At 30.5% G+C, this 18,903-nt stretch carries 18 protein-coding genes; 15 read left to right on the forward strand and 3 right to left on the reverse strand.

Going from position 1 to position 18,903, the window contains the following annotated elements:
* Nucleotides 1-226 precede the first annotated feature (226 nt).
* The 3 genes from KQH81_RS02585 to rsmI all read left to right on the forward strand — a co-directional run bounded on the left by KQH81_RS02585 (nucleotide 227) and on the right by rsmI (nucleotide 3,489).
* Entirely contained in the window at nucleotides 227-1,474 is a 1,248-nt protein-coding gene (locus KQH81_RS02585) for a C40 family peptidase (RefSeq protein WP_178311928.1), read from the forward strand.
* A gap of 137 nt (nucleotides 1,475-1,611) precedes the next feature.
* A complete protein-coding gene (locus KQH81_RS02590) occupies nucleotides 1,612-2,346 on the forward strand; it encodes a tRNA1(Val) (adenine(37)-N6)-methyltransferase (RefSeq protein ID WP_178311930.1) in 735 nt (244 codons plus the stop codon).
* Nucleotides 2,347-2,652: 306 nt separating this feature from the next.
* On the forward strand, nucleotides 2,653-3,489 hold the full coding sequence (gene rsmI / locus KQH81_RS02595; RefSeq protein WP_230028810.1) for a 16S rRNA (cytidine(1402)-2'-O)-methyltransferase: 837 nt from the start codon (nucleotides 2,653-2,655) through the stop codon (nucleotides 3,487-3,489).
* A 405-nt stretch (nucleotides 3,490-3,894) separates the two neighbouring features.
* Here rsmI and KQH81_RS02600 read toward each other — a convergent pair whose 3' ends face one another.
* Nucleotides 3,895-4,140 (reverse strand): AbrB/MazE/SpoVT family DNA-binding domain-containing protein, encoded by a 246-nt coding sequence (locus KQH81_RS02600; RefSeq protein ID WP_027639100.1) that lies wholly within the window; start codon nucleotides 4,138-4,140, stop codon nucleotides 3,895-3,897.
* 805 nt (nucleotides 4,141-4,945) lie between these two features.
* Between KQH81_RS02600 and KQH81_RS02605 the strand changes: the two genes are divergently transcribed.
* Together KQH81_RS02605 and KQH81_RS02610 are read left to right on the forward strand one after the other, a co-directional pair.
* Nucleotides 4,946-5,545: a DUF1836 domain-containing protein gene (locus KQH81_RS02605; RefSeq protein WP_027639099.1), complete on the forward strand. Its 600-nt coding sequence runs from the start codon at nucleotides 4,946-4,948 to the stop codon at nucleotides 5,543-5,545.
* Between the two features lie 101 nt (nucleotides 5,546-5,646).
* Nucleotides 5,647-5,790, forward strand: coding sequence for a YvrJ family protein (locus tag KQH81_RS02610; protein WP_230028812.1), 144 nt, complete (start codon nucleotides 5,647-5,649; stop codon nucleotides 5,788-5,790).
* A 168-nt stretch (nucleotides 5,791-5,958) separates the two neighbouring features.
* Here KQH81_RS02610 and KQH81_RS02615 read toward each other — a convergent pair whose 3' ends face one another.
* Together KQH81_RS02615 and KQH81_RS02620 are read right to left on the reverse strand one after the other, a co-directional pair.
* Nucleotides 5,959-6,099 (reverse strand): hypothetical protein, encoded by a 141-nt coding sequence (locus KQH81_RS02615; RefSeq protein ID WP_230028814.1) that lies wholly within the window; start codon nucleotides 6,097-6,099, stop codon nucleotides 5,959-5,961.
* Nucleotides 6,100-6,322: 223 nt separating this feature from the next.
* Complete coding sequence (locus tag KQH81_RS02620; RefSeq protein ID WP_230028816.1) at nucleotides 6,323-7,372, reverse strand: LCP family protein; 1,050 nt, start codon at nucleotides 7,370-7,372, stop codon at nucleotides 6,323-6,325.
* Nucleotides 7,373-7,711: 339 nt separating this feature from the next.
* Between KQH81_RS02620 and KQH81_RS02625 the strand changes: the two genes are divergently transcribed.
* From KQH81_RS02625 to wecB, 10 genes are all read left to right on the forward strand, one after another.
* Nucleotides 7,712-8,275: a sigma-70 family RNA polymerase sigma factor gene (locus KQH81_RS02625; protein WP_230028818.1), complete on the forward strand. Its 564-nt coding sequence runs from the start codon at nucleotides 7,712-7,714 to the stop codon at nucleotides 8,273-8,275.
* A gap of 168 nt (nucleotides 8,276-8,443) precedes the next feature.
* Nucleotides 8,444-9,274 (forward strand): YihY/virulence factor BrkB family protein, encoded by an 831-nt coding sequence (locus KQH81_RS02630; RefSeq protein ID WP_027639096.1) that lies wholly within the window; start codon nucleotides 8,444-8,446, stop codon nucleotides 9,272-9,274.
* 417 nt (nucleotides 9,275-9,691) lie between these two features.
* Nucleotides 9,692-11,563, forward strand: coding sequence for a polysaccharide biosynthesis protein (locus tag KQH81_RS02635; protein ID WP_230028820.1), 1,872 nt, complete (start codon nucleotides 9,692-9,694; stop codon nucleotides 11,561-11,563).
* 138 nt (nucleotides 11,564-11,701) lie between these two features.
* On the forward strand, nucleotides 11,702-12,955 hold the full coding sequence (locus KQH81_RS02640; RefSeq protein WP_074845909.1) for a DegT/DnrJ/EryC1/StrS family aminotransferase: 1,254 nt from the start codon (nucleotides 11,702-11,704) through the stop codon (nucleotides 12,953-12,955).
* 22 nt (nucleotides 12,956-12,977) lie between these two features.
* A complete protein-coding gene (locus tag KQH81_RS02645) occupies nucleotides 12,978-13,667 on the forward strand; it encodes a sugar transferase (protein WP_230028822.1) in 690 nt (229 codons plus the stop codon).
* Between the two features lie 25 nt (nucleotides 13,668-13,692).
* Entirely contained in the window at nucleotides 13,693-14,346 is a 654-nt protein-coding gene (locus KQH81_RS02650; protein WP_230028824.1) for a GNAT family N-acetyltransferase, read from the forward strand.
* A gap of 34 nt (nucleotides 14,347-14,380) precedes the next feature.
* On the forward strand, nucleotides 14,381-15,592 hold the full coding sequence (locus KQH81_RS02655) for a glycosyltransferase family 4 protein (RefSeq protein ID WP_230028826.1): 1,212 nt from the start codon (nucleotides 14,381-14,383) through the stop codon (nucleotides 15,590-15,592).
* A gap of 1 nt (nucleotide 15,593) precedes the next feature.
* Nucleotides 15,594-16,637 carry a polysaccharide biosynthesis protein gene (locus tag KQH81_RS02660; RefSeq protein ID WP_230028827.1) on the forward strand — a complete coding sequence of 348 codons (1,044 nt, stop codon included), beginning with the start codon at nucleotides 15,594-15,596 and terminating at the stop codon, nucleotides 16,635-16,637.
* A 28-nt stretch (nucleotides 16,638-16,665) separates the two neighbouring features.
* Nucleotides 16,666-17,775: a capsular polysaccharide biosynthesis protein CapF gene (locus tag KQH81_RS02665; RefSeq protein ID WP_230028829.1), complete on the forward strand. Its 1,110-nt coding sequence runs from the start codon at nucleotides 16,666-16,668 to the stop codon at nucleotides 17,773-17,775.
* 2 nt (nucleotides 17,776-17,777) lie between these two features.
* Nucleotides 17,778-18,902, forward strand: coding sequence for a non-hydrolyzing UDP-N-acetylglucosamine 2-epimerase (gene wecB, locus KQH81_RS02670; RefSeq protein WP_230028830.1), 1,125 nt, complete (start codon nucleotides 17,778-17,780; stop codon nucleotides 18,900-18,902).
* The last annotated feature ends 1 nt before the right edge of the window (nucleotide 18,903 follow it).

Genomic DNA, 18,903 nt, shown 5'->3' on the forward strand with positions numbered 1-18,903 from the left:
ATTATACTACAGATGATTGGTATGAATAGAAGCTAATAGAAAATAAAACCATATAAAAATAAATATATAAGAAATGTTTAAAGATTGTTTACAGAAGTATTACAAAAAATCGTATTATGGCACAGATTAACATTGTAAATGTTTAATGATTAATGTTATAATAGTTACAAGAGAGTAACAAAGAGACTCTGGGGAGAGCTCAAATCTATAGGTAGAGGTGGATGTAATGAAAAAAAGAATGTTAGCGGCAGTCATAGCAACTATGATGATAGTGCAAACAGGCGTAATAGCTTCAGCAGTGCCAAACATTTCTAATGAGAAGAGACAAGAGATAGAACAACAACAATCAAAATATAGTGATGCAGAAGCAAAGTATAATGAATTAGAAGCTAAGCTTCAAAATCTTCAAGGACAATGCGAGAGAATTCAAGGAAATATAGATGAAAAGAATAATGAAATAAAGAATATTGAAAAGAAAATAGATGAGCTTCATGATGAAATGGCAGCTTTACAAAAACAACTTGATGAACAACAAGAGTTATACGGAAAGAGAATGAGAGCCATATACAAGAATGGAACTCCAGGCTACATTGACGTTATTTTTAATTCTTCTAGTTTTTCAGATTTAATATCAAACCTACAGGCAACTTCAAAAATCATGAGTTTAGATAAAGAAATGATGGACAAGGTTGTTGAGGGTCAAAATGAAATAAAAGAAAAGCAAGAATCTTTAAATGGAGATATCAATAAGATTCAAGAGTTAAAGGTAACTTTAAATGAAGAGCTTAAGAGTTTTGAAGAAAAGAAAGCAGCTCAAGAGCCATTAGTTGCAGAAGCAGAAGCTGTTAAAAAGAGCATAGCTGTTGACTTAGGTGCAAATGAAAGACTTATGATAGGATATTTAAAAGATGTAGTAAATGATCCAAACAGTTCAAAAGATGCACTAAACAATGCTATAACTGCTTTAAGAGAAATTAGAAAGCAAATAAAAGTTATAGATAGTGAAGTTGTAGATTTAATTGAAAAGGCTAAAACTAAAGTTGAAAGAATAAAAGCTCAAGAAGCTAATGCTGATAGAGGTGGTAGTGGTTCTACTTGGACAGGAAATGCTTCAGAAAAAGTTAACCAAGTTATGTCTATAGCATATAGTTTACAAGGAAAAAAATATGTATATGGAGCAACAGGTCCTGACACTTTTGACTGTTCAGGATATACTCAATATGTATTTGGAAAAGCAGGCATAAGCTTAAGTAGGACAACCTATACTCAAGTTAATGAAGGAAGATCTGTATCATATTCAGAAGCTAGAGCTGGGGATTTGGTGTTCTTTGGAAGTCCAAGCTCACCTCACCATGTTGGAATATACATTGGTGGAGGACAATATATTCATGCGCCAAGAACTGGTGATGTTGTAAAGATAAGTTCGTTAGGTGGAAGAACGGATACAAAGACATTTAGAAGAATAATAGGATAATTTGAAATTTAGGTGGTGTCATAAACTGATTTATTAGTTTTATGATGCCACCTTTAATCTTTTAAAGAGGTATCATATAGGATATAATACTAATGATAAGTCTTATGGTAATGATGGAAAACAAGCTGGAGGATAATATGGATTTTTTAAAAGAGGATGAATCCCTTGATGATTTAGAACTAAATGGTATAAAGATAATACAAAAAAAATATGGCTTTAGATTTGGGGTTGATGCTGTACTTTTAGCAAACTTCGCTAAGGTTAAAAAAGGGTTTAGAGTAATAGACATGTGTACGGGAACAGGAATAATTCCTTTTATAATAGCAGGCAAAACAGAAGCATATTACATAACAGGTCTTGAAATACAGAAGGACATGGTAGAAATGGCGGATCGATCAGTAAAACTTAACGATCTGCAACATAGAATTAATTTCATACATGGTGATTTAAAAGATAAAAAGCTTTTAAAATCCATAGAAAAAGCTAATGTTGTTACTGTAAATCCCCCATATAAACTAGGCGGAGCAGGGATAAAGAATTCAGAGGATGCACTAGCCATAGCACGACATGAAATATGCTGTAATTTAGAAGATGTTATAGCAGCAGCAAGAATTTTGCTAAAGGATAATGGTAGATTTTATATGATACATAGACCTGAAAGGCTAATAGATATTTTTTGTCTAATGAGAAAATACAAGATAGAGCCTAAAAGAGTGAGAATGATTCATCCCAATAAGGATAAAGCTCCAACTATGGTGCTTATAGAAGGTCAGAGAGATGGAGGCGCGTTTTTAAAGTGGGATAATCCACTTTATGTCTACGATGAAAATGGAAGGTATTCAGAAGAGATTGAGAGGATTTACGGGAGATAGTTAAGAGAGAGGAGACCTGCGGTCGGTGATTAAGAGTAAATAGTGAGGAGTTGTGTAGAGACGTTAGGTGTGGAATAGCTAAAATTATGTGAGTTAGAGGGCGTTGCTCCACGATGTTGTCCTAATGACAACAGTCAATTCATAATTTCTGCGACTTCAGGAGAAGAAATCTCCTGAATTAGTCACTCTTCACTAAATATCTCTCAGCCTAAATAATTCCCCAAACTTTAAACACACCTCAATGTCCTAAACTCTTCACTATTAACTAATTAGCTCTTCACTAAAATAAAGAAAGGATGATATTTAGTGGGAAAGATATATTTAGTTCCTACTCCTATAGGAAATTTAAAGGATATAACATTGAGAGCGTTGGAGGTTTTAGAAAATTGTGATTTAGTAGCAGCTGAAGATACGAGACAGAGTCTCAAATTATTAAATCACTTTAATATCAAAAAACCATTAGTAAGCTATCATAAATATAATGAAGGAACAAAAGCTGAAGAACTTATAAGGAAGGCGCAAGAGGGTTATAATATTGCTGTGGTAAGTGATGCGGGAAGTCCAGGAATATCAGATCCAGGTGAGGTTATTGTTAAAAGATGTATAGAAGAAAATGTTGACTTTGAAGTGCTACCTGGAGCAACTGCAATAATAACAGCTTTAGTATATTCGGGATTAGATACAACTAAATTTTTATTTAGAGGATTCTTACCTAGAGAAAATAAGGAGAGAATTCCTGTAATAGACGAAGTTAAAAATTCAAAGGAAACATTAGTGTTTTACGAAGCTCCTCATAGGCTTATTGTGACATTAACTTTTCTTAGAGAACATTTAGGAAATAGAAGAACGGTAGTTGCGAGAGAACTTACAAAGCTTCATGAAGAAATAATAAGAGGAACTCTTGAGGAAATAATAAATCACTATGAAACTTTAGAACCAAGAGGAGAATATGTGCTTTTAATTGAAGGAAAGACATTAGAAGAAATAAAAGCGGAACAAGAAGCTGTTTGGAAAGATCTTACTATTGGCGAGCATATAGAAAGATATATGGAAGAAGGTTATAATAAGAAAGAAGCTATCAAAAAAGTAGCAAAAGATAGAGGTCTTCCAAAATCAGAAGTTTATAAGCATACTATATTGTAAAAGTAGTATGCTTTTTTTTATCTGTAAAAGAGAGGATTTTACTTTACTATATTAGAAATAAATACAGGTTAAAAATCCTATAAAATACATAGAATTTTAATAAATGTAAAATAATTGAATCTTGACAAATAAAATCAAGTGAAAAAAATGGGCAAAATTACAAGTAAAATAAAATTGGAAAATTAAAATGGTAAAAATTGGATTTGAAAAGATAGATATAAGAAAAAATAATACCATAAAAATACATTGACACAATGAAATGGTAAAAAATATAATAGGTGAAAAAATAGATAAAATAAAAACATTTACATATTTATATTTGTAGATGTCTAGAGTGGATTTTAATAGAGATTTTGAGAATAAAAAAATATGCTATATAAAGAATATACAGCATATTTATATTAATTACTTATCAGTTTTTATTTCGTTTAAGCAATTCTTACAAATGTTCTTACCCCTGTAGTTAATAACATCTTTAGCATCGCCGCAGAATATACAAGCTGGCTCATATTTCTTTAATATGATTTGCTCTCCATCTACATATATTTCTAAAGCATCTTTCTCAGCGATATCTAGAGTTCTTCTTAACTCTATTGGGATAACGATTCTTCCTAATTCATCTACTCTTCTTACAACACCTGTTGATTTCATAAAACTTGTTCCTCCTTGTTTTAACTTCAATTAAAAAAGTAAAATAAATGTCAAAATAATAAAAAATTTTGGAAATCAAATTACAAAATTCTTATTAACTTCCATACAATAGATAATATACTACCAATTTGTTGTAATGTCAATATAAATTAACATTATAAAATGAGAATAAAAGGTTAATTTATAGTGAATATTTAGGAATCATTTTACAATAAAGTAGAAAAATGAAATTTTAATGAATAGATACAAAAATTATTCACTATAAAATAGTAATTTAATGGATAAGTAAAATCTCATTGTCGAAAGATATTTTACATTTAGAATTTGTACTTCTATTTTCTATTTTGCTCAATATTATGGTTTTTATACATTAATAGGAAAATATATTTTCTGTTCAATATATAGTATGTTTTATAAAATATAGAGGTTACAAATAAATAGAAATTTAAAAAATTTAAACAAGTTATCCACATACAAAATGTGGATAATGTGGACAAAGAAGATGCCATGTGGAAAACTATAAATACAATATGCTAATAAAGGATTATAATACACAGGTTTTGTGGACTAACTGTGGATTAGTGTGAATAATTTTAATATACAGTATTAAATAACTAGAATTTAAATTAAGAATTTTGTTGATTAGGAATAAATGTAAACAAATTTTCTTGTAATGAAAGAGTGATTAAACTATAATAATACTTATACTATGGTAATATTTTTTAGCATAGTATATAATATAAGATATCACATTATATAGTATAAACAACAGAAGATGATAGTAATATTTTTAAGGAGGGGCCTAATGGAAAAACATGATTTTAATATAGATTATGTTATGTCACTAGCAGAAGAGCTATCTCATAACAGTATGGTAGCTTATGAAGATCTACCAAAATATGATTTATTTCTTTCACAAGTTATAGACTACTTGAATGACAAATTTACAAATGAAAACTATACAAATAATATAGTACAGAATTATATAAAGAGTGATGTTATATCTAAACCAGAGGACGGAAAGAAAAGAGGATATACAAAATTACATCTTGTTCAATTGGTTTTACTAAGCTATATGAGACCTTTACTTACTGCAGAGGAAATTAAAAAGGTATTTAGATTAGCGTTTAATAATATAAATGATAGAAGTGATGATATAATCTCATGGGAAAAGGCTTACAAAGTTTTTGCTGATATTCAAAAAAATAGTTTTGATGCATTTTTAAGAACGCCTCTTTTTGATAATAACATGTTAGATGATATAACAGATGATCTGAATCTTGAAGAAACAGATGAAGAGAGAATTAGGACTTTCCTTATAGTTATGTCTTTAATTGCCCAAGCCAGTGTAATAAAGAAATTGGTACAACAGATAGTTACAGAGTACCATGAAGAAGAGTTATAGAAGGGTCCCAAGAAAATTTTTCGAAAAAGAATGAAAAATTTCTTTATATTATAGATAAACTTTTAAAGTTTTTAGTTAATACCCCATAGGGGGTGAAGAATGTGGAGAGTCTAATTGGAAGTATTGCAAATTTAGGGTTTCCTATAGTTGTTTCCATATATCTCTTGACAAGAATAGAAGGAAAACTTGAAGCGTTGACAGCTAGTATAAATGCACTTACTCAAGTGATGACTCAGAAGAAGTGAAGAGATTTAAGAAGTATTTAAAATAGTATAGCAAAATAGGGCTTTGCTGAGGCATAAGCCCTTGTTCTCGTTTAAATATTTTTGGGATATAAATCACAGAAAGCTTGTAACTCTTCACTCATAAAAATAAAAACCGAGGTGTACACCTCGGTTTTTATTTTTAAATTTTTAGCAATTAGATGAAGCATCGCTGCTTACTCTAAAACTATTTCCAAATAGACCCTTGTGATGACTTATCAAAGCATTTGATAGCATTGGAGAAAGATCATTTTCGGCTACAACTTTCAAACCATTAGTTTCGAATACCATATCGTCATTTTTTTGTTCATCCAGAACAAGACCAAGCTTTGGGCCTCCTCAGCCTATGCCTTGTATAACTATTCTAACTGCGCTTTTACCTTTTTTGTTTAACTCAGATTTTAAAATTTCAGTAGTACCGTCTTTAAATTTTATATTCATAACACACCTCCATTACCCCTGGGGGGTATCTAAGATAATTATATATCGATTTCTATATATGGTCAAGAAAATTTTATTTAGATTTAGGAAGATTATCGTTATAAATGTATTCATGAATTTGATTTGAAGTTTCATCTAAATCATATGGAAGATACCAAACTTCACCTATCATTTTTCCGCTGTCATTAAAATATCCGTCATAAGGAAAACGTACCTGTTCTATGTTGGTAGTACCGCTAGTAACTACGGAAGTTCCAAGAGACAGGATTTCCATATTAGATAAGCTAGTAGTTACATGAGGTCCTAATTTGTCTAGCAATGCGGGGTATTGTGATACATTGCTATTTAAAACTTTATGCATAATAGCTTCTAGAACTTTTCGCTGTCTGTCGGTTCTCTCATAATCTCCATTACCTTGATACCTTATCCTAGAATAGGCTAATGCTTGACGACCATTTAAATTTTGGCTGCCTGAATTTTTTAGCGGCGTTACTGGAGTTTGAGTTAAAGAAGCAACTTCCTTCATATGATCATTGATAAAAGGTACTTCTGCCGGTTTAATGTCAATAACTACACCACCTAAATCATCAATTAGTTTCTCCAATTCGAAGAAATTTATAGAAACATAATCTGTTATATTAAGCTTAAAATTCTGGTTTAGAGTTTTTATAGCAAGTTGAGGACCGCCGTAAGCGTAGGCGTGATTTAACTTATCTTTGCCATGTCCGTCTATATTAACATAGCTGTCTCTCATTATAGAAGTTAATTTTAATTTTTTATGAGCTGTGTCTACTGAAAGCACAATTATAGCATCAGAACGGCAAGGTTCATCTTCAGTTCTTTGATCAAGACCAAATAGTGCTATATTGACAACATCATCAGAAGAACTAAAGGAATTCAAGGTATCTTCAGTAGCTTTATCTATACCGAGGTCTTCTTTTGATACTGAAATGGAGGAGTCCTTATTAAGTTTTCCTAATTTATTTGTAACATAAAATCCGATAATACCTACAATAAATAATAGAAGAAGTGATATAATAAAGAAAATTCGACGTTTTTTATATTTTTTTTTAAATTTAGAATTGGATTTTTTTGTTTTTTTATGTTTTGGATCTTCTTTCATTGAAAAATACCCCCTAATAATAAGTGTATGTAAAATTGTACAGAAGTAATCTTATCATAAATATTTAGTAAGTGGTTACAAAAAAGTTATTAAAAGTTAGAAAAATGTGAACTATTATAAATAAATATATATATTATTAGGAAAGCAAGAACTAAAATGATGAAATAAGGATATATTATTGGTAGGAAAATTTATAAAAATATAATTTTTAATTCTTAAATGTAAGATTAGTATATTTTTAGTATGAAATTAAACTTCTAAAAAATACATAGCATTACTGATTAGTAATGCGTAGTATTAAAGGCTTAAAAATCTTATAACAACATGGGAGGTTTAAAAATGGACTTACATCTTTTGATTAAAAAAAGTAATGAAGGTGACGAAAAAGCTAGGGAGGAAATTTTAGAATACTTTGGACCGATGATAAATAAAATAGTAAAAACTACCTATATAGCAGGCTGTGATAAAGATGATATACATCAGATTGCTATAATTGTAATATTGAAAGCTATTAAAAAAATTGATTTATCGAAATATCAAAGTGTTGAAGGTTATGTTTATTCAGCCCTGAAGAATTACTTCTATACCCAAAGAGCAAGGGCTATAAATATGGGGATATGTCTCAGCCTTAATTATCAAGATGATGAAGAAGGAGAGGATGAGCTAATAGACCGATTAGCTGGCGACTGCAATGTAGAAGAACAGTGTATGTTAAAGGAAGATATAAGAATGATTAGAAATCTTATGAAAAATCTTAGTGAAGAAGAAAGGGATTTTCTTATAGAGATATATTCTTGGGGATATGGAGGAATAAGAGAGTACTCAAAGACTCACAATAAACCATATATGTACTGCTACAGATTAAAAGAAAGGCTTCTGAAAAAGCTTAGAAAATCAATGTAAACACTGTAGATACTAGGTATTCAATGAAATATATGATATAATAAATGTGTTTGACTATTGGAACAAGCTGTTAAAAATTAAGAACAATAAGGATGAAGCAGTGGTATTTTATGAGAAGATTTAAATGAAATATCATTGGACTAAGATGAAGAAAGTTGGAGGATATTTATGGAGAGAAACTTTTTTATAAATTTATTTAGAAGAATACAGAAGGATGATATATTTGCTCTTACATCTCAAATAGCATATGGGCTTGTAATATCATTTATTCCATTTTTAATATTCCTCATGACTTTCATAGGACATCTGAAACTTGATCCTCAGTCTGTACTTGTTACATTAAAAACTTTTATGCCTACTACAGCTTTTGAATTCATAAGGAGTACAGTTGAAGGCGTAGTAACCTATCAAAATGGGAATCTGCTATCAGTGTCCCTTATCCTTACAATATGGACAGCATCTACAGGATTTAGAGCTGTTATGAAGGGTATGAATAAAGCGTACAATCAAAAAGAGACAAGAAACTTTATAGTAGTTTTTATAATAGCAATGCTATTTACCATAGTATTCACTCTTATAATAATAGCATCACTTATACTTTTAGTATTTGGTAATATAATAGGTCATTATCTGTTAAAATATCTCACTTATACAGGATTTGTTACAAGACTTTGGAATCTTTTGAGATATAGTTTCATAATAACAATGATGGTTGGGGTATTTGCTCTTATATATAGGTACACACCGTGTATAAGACTAAAATGGAGTGAGGTAATACCAGGTGCATTAATAGCAACTTTGGGCTGGATTTTAACCTCCTTAGGATTTTCATTTTACGTGAATAATTTTTCCAACTATTCAAAGCTTTATGGAGGAATAGCAGCAGTGCTTATACTAATGACGTGGCTTTATCTGAGTTCATTTATACTACTCATAGGCGGAGAAATAAATGCATACCTATTAGAATATAAAGAGGAAAACGAAAAAATAAGAAAATAGTTTACATTTAAAATACCTTTAATGTCTCAAGGGACTTATAAAAATCTCATGTTAAGACTTAAAGGTGTTTTTTTATTTTCAAAAAAACTAAAGTTTAACGACTTCTAACCGAATAATAAAACATTAAAGCAAAATATAGAGAAAATTAAGTAATTTAGAGGAAAATGGAGGATTATAAAATAAATACCTCATAATTGTGGTATTCCATATAAGGGAAAAGTTGTTCAAATTATAAAGAAGAATATAAAAAAATCGTAAATTAATAAGAAATCTTATGAATATAATAACAAATGGTAAAAATATAGGGATTTAGGCGACAAAATACATTTAAAATATTAAATTTACTTAATTGGCGTAATTAAGGTAATAAGAAACTAAAGATAGAATAAACAACAATTTTATAGGGGGAGGATTTTAATGAGGGGTATGAGAAGATTTGCGTTAGTGGTTGCTGATCTATTTTTAGTGGAATTATCGTATTTAATATCATTTTTCTTAGTTATAAGCAATGATATGGCGGCCTTTGAATTAATGAAAAAAAATATACTTTTCATAGGGCTAGGTTATATTTTAGTCTTTTGGATTTTTAGACTATATGAAAGTTTATGGAGGTATGCTTCTATAGACGAATTTTTGTGTACTGTAGCAGCAAATCTTATTGCTGGAACTGTAGTTTATTCAATTATGAAATTTTTGGGAATATATATAAGAATAAATATAAGTATAATAGCTATGATACTTTCTATGACATTTACTATAGGTGTGAGAGTCAGCTTTAGACTTTGGAGAAGAGGACTTGCCTTTATACCAGATATGAAAAAAGGTAAGAACAAGGAAAGAGCTTTGATAATAGGAGCTGGATCTGCTGGGGATATGATTCTTAGGGAGATATTAAACAGTCAATACTCAAGATTTAATCCAATAGCTATAGTAGATGATGACAGAATAAAGGTAGGAAGAAGTATACTTGGAGTAAAGATTCTAGGAACTACTGATGATGTGGAGAAGATCGCAAAGGAAAAAGATATAGATACTATAATAATAGCTATGCCTTCTGCAGCTAACGAAGTAAAAGCAAAAATTATAGAAAAATGCAAGAAGACAGGATGCAAACTTAAGATAATACCAGGACTTTATCAGATTTTAAATTCAACTACTACAATTCAAGACAAAATAAGAAATGTAGAGGTAGAAGACCTTTTGGGAAGAGAATCTATAAAGCTTGATAATGAGGGGATAAAGGAATATATAAAAGATAAGACGGTAATTGTAACAGGAGGCGGAGGATCTATAGGATCTGAACTATGCAGACAGATTGCAAAATTTAGTCCAAAGACGCTGATAATATTAGACATATATGAGAACAATGCTTATGAAATACAAAATGAGCTTAGAAATAATTATAAAAATTTAGATTTAAAGGTGCTTATAGGATCTATAAGAGATAGAAGAAGACTTGATGTGATATTCAATAAATATAGACCTGATATAGTATTCCATGCAGCAGCTCATAAACATGTACCATTGATGGAAGAAAGTCCAAGTGAAGCTATAAAGAATAATGTTTTTGGAACTTTCAATGTGGCAGAAGCAGCAGATAGATATGGTGTAAAGAGATTTGTAATGATATCTACAGATAAAGCTGTAAATCCAACTAATATAATGGGAGCTACAAAAAGATGCTGTGAGATGATTGTGCAGGCATTTAATGAAAAAAGCAAAACAGAATTTGTGGCAGTGCGTTTCGGAAATGTACTTGGAAGCAATGGCTCTGTAATACCTCTATTTAAAAAGCAGATAAAGAATGGAGGCCCTGTCACGGTAACACATAAAGACATAACCAGATTTTTTATGCTTATACCAGAAGCAGCACAGCTGGTACTTCAAGCAGGAGCCTATGCTAAAGGTGGAGAGGTCTTTGTACTAGATATGGGGAAACCAGTGAGAATATACGATTTGGCAGAAGACCTAATAAGACTTTCGGGACTAGAACCTGGTAGTGATATAGAAATAAAAGTAACAGGACTAAGGCCAGGAGAAAAGCTATATGAAGAACTTTTGATGGGAGAAGAAGGATTACAAACCACAGGCCATGAAAAGATATTTGTAGGAAAACCAACTTTTAAAGATTTAGAGGGACTTACAGAAGAGCTTGAATCCTTAAAGTTTGTAATAGATAAAGGTGATAAGAAGTTAGTATCGGACAAGCTTAAAGAAATAGTACCAACTTTCAAAGATCCAGAAGAAGTAAACTGTATGGTAAAAAGCTATGATGGAGCTATGGTGTAAGAATGTAAATATTAACTAAATATTGAAAAGCTGACTAGGTAATAAAACTAAACGGCTTTTTAGCGACAAAAGAAAAAGATAGCAAAGGGTAATAAGTGAGAGAAATTTAGAAAATAAATTATGGGAGGAAGATGTAGTATGAAATCTAATAATATACCTTTTTCACCGCCAGACATAAGCGAGGAAGAAATATCAGAAGTAGTTGATGCTTTAAGATCAGGTTGGATTACAACAGGACCAAAAACAAAGCAGTTTGAAAAAGAAATAGCATCATATTGTAATACATCAAAAGCAGTTTGTTTAAATTCTGCAACGGCATGTATGGAACTTACATTGAGATTACTTGGAATTGGTGAAGGTGATGAGGTTATAACAACATCATATACATATACTGCTTCAGCTAGTGTAATAGAGCATGTAGGTGCAAAAATAATAATGGTGGATTGTGGTAAAGACTCTTTCCATATAGATTATGATGCAATAGAAGATGCCATAACAGAGAAGACAAAAGCAATAATTCCTGTTGATATAGCAGGGGTAATGTGTGATTATGAAAAAATTTTTAAAGCAGTAAACAATAAAAAGGAAATGTTCAAGGCTTCAAATGAAATACAAAAAGCTATAGGAAGAGTTGTAGTCTTGGCTGATGCAGCACATTCCTTTGGAGCTTCATATAAAGGAATGATGGCTGGAGAAGTAGCTGACTTTACAAGTTTCTCGTTCCATGCAGTTAAGAACCTAACAACGGCAGAAGGTGGAGCTGTTACATGGAAGGACATAGAAGGAATTGATAATGAAGAAATTTATAGAGAATTTATGCTTTTATCTCTTCATGGACAATCAAAGGATGCATTAGCAAAAACTAAGCTAGGAGCATGGGAATACGACATAGTATATCCAGCTTATAAATGTAATATGACAGATATAATGGCAGCAATAGGACTAGTTCAACTTAAGAGATATAAAGAACTTTTAGAAAGAAGAAAAGAAATCATAGGTAAATATGATGAAGCGATGAAGAAGCTAGATGTACAAGTGTTACAGCATTATGGAGAAGACTTCTCATCAAGCGGACATTTATATTTAGTTAGATTGAATGGAAAAGATGAGAAGGTTAGAAATAGAATTGTAGAGGAAATGGCTAAAAGAAGAATAGCTACTAATGTACACTATAAACCACTTCCAATGCATACAGCCTATAAAAATTTAGGATTTGATATAAATGATTATCATAATTCCTATAAACAATATGAAAATGAAATTACTTTGCCACTACACACTTTGTTAAGTGATGAGGATGTAGAGAAAGTTATAGAAGAGTTTAGTAATATTGTTAGAGGACATGAAGATATGGAAGAAGAGATAGCTGCTACAAGAAGTATAGACAAGTAGGATATGTATAGGAGGAGAATAAATGATATTAAAGCAGTGGGATTATTTGCCTGATAATATGAAAAATGAAAGTGTGAAAAAATATTATGATATGCTTGATAAAAAGAGAGGAAGTTTATATTTTAAACGTATATTTGATATATTAGCCGCAATAATCATTTTAATTATTCTTTCTCCTATATTTGTTGTTTTAAGTATAGCTATTAAATTAGATTCTAAAGGACCTATTATGTTTAGACAGGTTAGGGTTACTCAGTATGGAAGAACATTTAGGATCTTTAAGTTTAGAACTATGGTTAATAATGCAGAGAAAATAGGAACTCAGGTTACTACTAAGAATGATGTTAGAGTAACTAAGATTGGAAGTATTCTAAGAAAATGCAGACTTGATGAGCTGCCTCAGCTTTTAAATATAATATCAGGTGATATGAGTTTTGTTGGGACAAGACCTGAAGTTCCTAAATATGTTGATAGATACACAGAAGAAATGTTAGCAACATTGCTTTTACCAGCAGGGATTACTTCTGAAGCTAGTATCGAATATAAGGATGAGGATAGGGTACTATCAGAAGCACAGAACGTTGATGATACATATGTGTGCAAGATTCTTCCAGGAAAGATGAAATATAATTTAGAAGCGATAAAAAGATTTAGCTTCTTTAGAGAGATAAAGACTATGTTTAGAACTGTGGTAGCAGTTGTAAAAAACTAATTAGTATGATAGGTGGAAAGCATTAATGGAAGAGTATTCAAAAAAAGAGAATATAATAATTGAATCTTATGATGATGTAGATTTGGAAGATAGTGTATTAAAAGATATAGTTGATATACATATGCAGACATTCACGGGATTTTTTCTGACATTTTTAGGCCGAGGTTTTTTAAAATATTTATATAAAGGCTTTATAGAGCATTCTAAATCTGGAGTTATAGTGGCTAAAGAAAATGATAGAATATTAGGTTTCTTAGCATTCTCAGAGGATTTAAGCGATTTTTATAAGAATTTAATAAAAACAAGTCTGCTACCATTTGCATGGTATGGTTTTTTAGGAGTTTTAAGAAAACCTAAGATTTTTTTTAGGTTAGTTCGTTCATTCTTAAAACCATCCGAAAGTAAAAGAGAGGAAAAATATATAGAATTATCATCTATAGGGGTTTTACCTGTAGCAAAGCATAGGCATATTGGGAGCATAATGATAACAGAATTAAAAAATAGGTTTAATACAAGTAATAATGAGTATATAAAATTAGAGACGGATGCTATTAATAATGAAGCTGCTAATAGATTTTATATATATAATGGATTTAAATTGAATCAAGAATTTGTTACGCATGAGGGAAGAGTTATGAACGAATATCGTTGGTATCCTATAAAGAAAGATAATAATTAAAGGTTAACTATAGGATAAAGGAGAGGGTATAGAGATGCGAATATTATATATTGCAACATCGTTTCCGGAACCGGAAAAAGGTGCAACAATCTATACAGATTTAGCTGAAGCAATACATGAAAAAGGACATGAAATTGTTGTTGTGGTTTCAGAACAAGTAAGAAATAAGAAATATACAGAAATGAAAAAAGAGAGAGGAATTGATGTTTTAAGAATAGTTACAGGTAATTATTATGATGTTAATCTATTTCAGAAGGGTATAACAACGTTAAAGATGCCAGTGATTATGAAAAATGGTATTTCGAGATATCTAAAGAATTATACTTTTGATTTAATTATTTATGAAGCACCACCTGTTACTAATGGAGCGTTAGTAAAATGGGCAAAAAAATTATTTAATTGCCATACATATTTAATGTTAAAAGATATTTTTCCTCAAAATGCAGTAGATCTTAAAATTATGAAAAAACAAGGTCTTATATATAAGTTTTTTAAAAGACAAGAAAAAAAATTATATGATATATCTGATATGATAGGATGCATGTCTAAGGCTAATGAACAGTATATTATAAAACATAATCCTTGGTTAGATTATAAAAAAGTAGGATTATTTCCAAATACAAAGAAAATAAACAATAAAGTCAATACTACTAATTATGATGTGAGAAAAGAGTATGGGATACCAGCAGATGCATGTACATTTATTTTCGGTGGAAATATGGGAAAGCCTCAATATATAGATTTATTATGTGAGGGAATAAAACGTTGTACTAATGAAGAGAATATATTTTTTGTATTCGTAGGAAGAGGTACAGATAGATATAAATTACAAGATTCAATAAAAGAAAATTGTATAAAAAATGCTATTTTGTTAGAAAATCTTCCTCGTAATAAATATGAAGAATTGAATAAAGCATGCGATGTAGGATTAATTATACTAGATCCAAATTTTACTATACCTAATTATCCATCACGTATATTATCTTATATGGAATATGAAAAACCTGTTTTAGCAGCAACAGATCAAGTGACAGATATAAAGGATTTGATTGAAGAGGCTGATTGTGGAAGATGGGTATGGTCTGGAGATATAGAAGGTTTTGTTAATGCTATATATGAAATGGCTATAGATAATAGAATAAAAGACAAGGGTATAAATGGTAGAAGATATTTAGAACAAAATTTTAAGGTCGAAAGATCAGTTGAAATATTAGAAAAACATTTTGATAGAAGAGAAGGAGAATAGAATGTTTGAAAACAAAACTTTGTTAATAACGGGAGGTACAGGTTCATTTGGAAATGCTGTACTTAATAGATTTCTAGATACAGGTATTAAAGAAGTTCGTATTTTTTCTCGTGATGAGAAGAAACAAGATGATATGAGAAAGCTATATAAAAATAATAAGATTAAATTTTATATAGGAGACGTTAGAGATTTATCTTCAGTGAAAAATGCTATGCATGGTGTTGATTATATTTTTCATGCAGCAGCATTAAAGCAAGTACCATCATGTGAATTTTTTCCTATGGAAGCCGTAAAGACTAATGTAATAGGTACGGATAATGTATTGACAGCAGCTATAGGGTATGGAGTAAAGAAAGTAATATGTCTTTCTACAGATAAAGCAGCTTATCCTATAAATGCTATGGGAATATCAAAAGCTATGATGGAAAAAGTGTTTGTAGCAAAAGCTAAAACTGTTTCAATAGAAGATACTATGATTTGTGGTACAAGGTATGGTAACGTTATGGCATCTAGAGGGTCTGTGATTCCTCTATTTGTAGAACAAATAAAAAATGGGAAACCTTTAACTATAACAAATCCAGACATGACTAGATTTCTTATGAGTCTTGAAGAGGCAGTAGAGCTTGTAGTTTTTGCATTTGAAAATGCAGAGGCAGGAGATATTATGGTACAGAAAGCTCCAGCTTCAACAATAAAGGATTTGGCACAAGCATTAAAAGAGTTATTCCATGCAGATAATGAAATAAAGATAATAGGAACTCGTCATGGAGAAAAATTGTATGAAACATTGTTGACCAAGGAAGAATATCTTCATGCAGAAGATATGGGAGAATTCTTTAGAGTGCCAGCTGATAAAAGAGATTTGAATTATGATAAGTATTTTATAGAAGGAAATGAAAAACTATCAACTGAAGAAGAATATAATTCTCATAATACACAAATTTTAACAGTGAAAGAGATAAAAGAAAAGCTATTAGAACTTGATTATATAAGAGAAGAATTAAGTATGTGGGAAGCAGTGAATGAAGCCGCATTTACAAAATAATGATCCTAAAATAAGGAGAGAAAATAAGATGAAGATACTTATTACAGGTGCAAATGGTTTTATTGGAAAGAATCTTATAGCAGAGCTTAATAATAGAGGATATAAAGATATATATAAGTTTGATATAGATACTGAAAAAACTTTGTTAGATAAATACACTAAAGATTGTGAATTTGTTTTTCATTTTGCTGGAGTAAATAGACCTAAAGATGAAAAAGAGTTTATGGAAGGCAATTTTGGTTTTACATCAGAGCTACTGGATTTATTAAAGAAGCATAATAATAAATCACCAATTCTCATTACTTCTTCCATCCAAGCAGAACGTGACAATCCCTATGGAAATAGTAAAAAAGCAGGGGAAGAGTTGATTTTTAAATATAGTGAGGAAACAGGATCAAAAGCTTTAGTATATAGGTTAACTAATCTTTTTGGGAAATGGAGCAGGCCTAATTATAATACTGTAGTAGCTACATTCTGTTACAACATAGCTAGAAATTTAGATATACAAATAAATAATCCTGATGTGGAACTTTCTTTATGCTATATAGATGATGTGGTTTGTGAATTTATAAGAGCATTAGAAGAAAAAGAAACTAAGGAAGGAAACTACTGTGTTGTTCCAGTAAACCATGATATTAAATTAGGTGATTTAGCAGAAAAGATAAAAAGCTTTAAAGAAAGTAGAGAAAATCTAAGTATTCCTAGTATGGATGATGAGCTTACTAAAAAGCTTTATAGCACATATTTAAGTTTTTTGCCTGAAGATAAATTTGCATATGATTTAAAAATGAACTGTGATAATAGAGGTTCTTTTACTGAATTTATAAGAACTTTAGATAGAGGGCAGATATCTATAAATGTAGCTAAGCCAGGCATTACAAAAGGGAATCACTGGCATCATACTAAGAATGAAAAATTTTTGGTGGTAAGTGGTAAGGGCCTTATACGCTTCAGAAATATAGATTCAGATGAAATTATAGAGTATAGAGTAAGTGAAGAAAAGTTTCAAGTTGTAGATATTCCTACTGGATATACTCATTCAATTGTAAATGTTGGGAATACGGATATGGTAACGGTTATGTGGGCAAATGAAGTGTTTAACCCAGAAAAAACGGATACGTATTTTATGGAGGTTTAAAAATGAAGAAGTTAAAAGTAATGACAGTTATAGGAACAAGACCGGAAATAATAAGACTATCAGCTGTTATAAATAAATTAGATGAGTCAAAATCAATAGAACATATTTTAGTCCATACAGGACAAAATTATGACTATGAACTGAATGAGGTGTTTTTTAATGATTTTAAATTAAGAAAACCTGATTATTTTCTTAATGCTGCTACAGGAACAGCAGTTGAAACTATAGGAAATATACTTGTGAAGGTAGATCCAATCATGGAAGAAGTTAAGCCAGATGCATTCTTAGTGCTTGGAGATACAAACAGTTGTCTGACAGCTATAGCAGCTAAAAGGAGACATATTCCAATATTCCATATGGAAGCAGGAAACAGATGCTTTGACCAAAGAGTACCTGAAGAAACTAACAGAAAGATTGTTGACCACACATCAGATATAAATTTAACTTATAGTGATATAGCTAGAGAATACCTTCTAAGAGAGGGTTTTCCGTCAGATAGAGTAATAAAGACTGGAAGTCCTATGTTTGAAGTTATAAATTCAAGAATAGAAGATATTGAGAAGTCAGATGTCATAGAAAGATTAAATTTAAAAGAAGGACAATATTTTGTGGTTTCAGCTCATAGAGAAGAAAATATAAGTTCAGAAACTAATTTTTTAAACTTAGTTGATACACTAAACTCTGTAGCTGAGAAATACAATATGCCTATAATAGTAAGTACTCATCCAAGAACAAGAAAGATGATAGAGGCTAAAGGAATAGAGTTTAATCCATTGATATCACTTATGAAACCACTTGGATTTAATGATTATGTAAAACTTCAAATAAAAGCTAAAGCGGTACTTAGTGATAGCGGAACAATAAGTGAAGAATCATCAATATTAGGCTTTAAAGCACTGAATATTAGACAAGCACATGAAAGGCCGGAAGCTATGGAAGAAGCATCAGTTATGATGGTAGGACTTGAAAAAGAGAGAATATTACAGGGGTTAGAGGTACTTGAGACTCAAAAAAATTATACTTTAAGACAGGTAACTGATTATAGTATGCCTAATGTATCAGATAAAGTACTTAGAATAATCTTATCTTATACAGACTATATAAATAGAGTAGTGTGGGGAAAATAAA

Source organism: Clostridium cadaveris (genome assembly GCF_020911725.1).
GTDB lineage: Bacteria > Bacillota > Clostridia > Clostridiales > Clostridiaceae > Clostridium_X > Clostridium_X cadaveris.

Coding starts and splice junctions, on each gene's coding strand:
- KQH81_RS02585 (WP_178311928.1), top strand. CDS start 227: ATGAAAAAAAGAATGTTAGCGGCAGTCATAGCAACTATGATGATAGTG.
- KQH81_RS02590 (WP_178311930.1), top strand. CDS start 1,612: ATGGATTTTTTAAAAGAGGATGAATCCCTTGATGATTTAGAACTAAAT.
- KQH81_RS02600 (WP_027639100.1), bottom strand. CDS start 4,140: ATGAAATCAACAGGTGTTGTAAGAAGAGTAGATGAATTAGGAAGAATC.
- KQH81_RS02605 (WP_027639099.1), top strand. CDS start 4,946: ATGGAAAAACATGATTTTAATATAGATTATGTTATGTCACTAGCAGAA.
- KQH81_RS02615 (WP_230028814.1), bottom strand. CDS start 6,099: ATGGTATTCGAAACTAATGGTTTGAAAGTTGTAGCCGAAAATGATCTT.
- KQH81_RS02620 (WP_230028816.1), bottom strand. CDS start 7,372: ATGAAAGAAGATCCAAAACATAAAAAAACAAAAAAATCCAATTCTAAA.
- KQH81_RS02625 (WP_230028818.1), top strand. CDS start 7,712: ATGGACTTACATCTTTTGATTAAAAAAAGTAATGAAGGTGACGAAAAA.
- KQH81_RS02630 (WP_027639096.1), top strand. CDS start 8,444: ATGGAGAGAAACTTTTTTATAAATTTATTTAGAAGAATACAGAAGGAT.
- KQH81_RS02635 (WP_230028820.1), top strand. CDS start 9,692: ATGAGGGGTATGAGAAGATTTGCGTTAGTGGTTGCTGATCTATTTTTA.
- KQH81_RS02640 (WP_074845909.1), top strand. CDS start 11,702: ATGAAATCTAATAATATACCTTTTTCACCGCCAGACATAAGCGAGGAA.
- KQH81_RS02645 (WP_230028822.1), top strand. CDS start 12,978: ATGATATTAAAGCAGTGGGATTATTTGCCTGATAATATGAAAAATGAA.
- KQH81_RS02650 (WP_230028824.1), top strand. CDS start 13,693: ATGGAAGAGTATTCAAAAAAAGAGAATATAATAATTGAATCTTATGAT.
- KQH81_RS02655 (WP_230028826.1), top strand. CDS start 14,381: ATGCGAATATTATATATTGCAACATCGTTTCCGGAACCGGAAAAAGGT.
- KQH81_RS02660 (WP_230028827.1), top strand. CDS start 15,594: ATGTTTGAAAACAAAACTTTGTTAATAACGGGAGGTACAGGTTCATTT.
- KQH81_RS02665 (WP_230028829.1), top strand. CDS start 16,666: ATGAAGATACTTATTACAGGTGCAAATGGTTTTATTGGAAAGAATCTT.
- wecB (WP_230028830.1), top strand. CDS start 17,778: ATGAAGAAGTTAAAAGTAATGACAGTTATAGGAACAAGACCGGAAATA.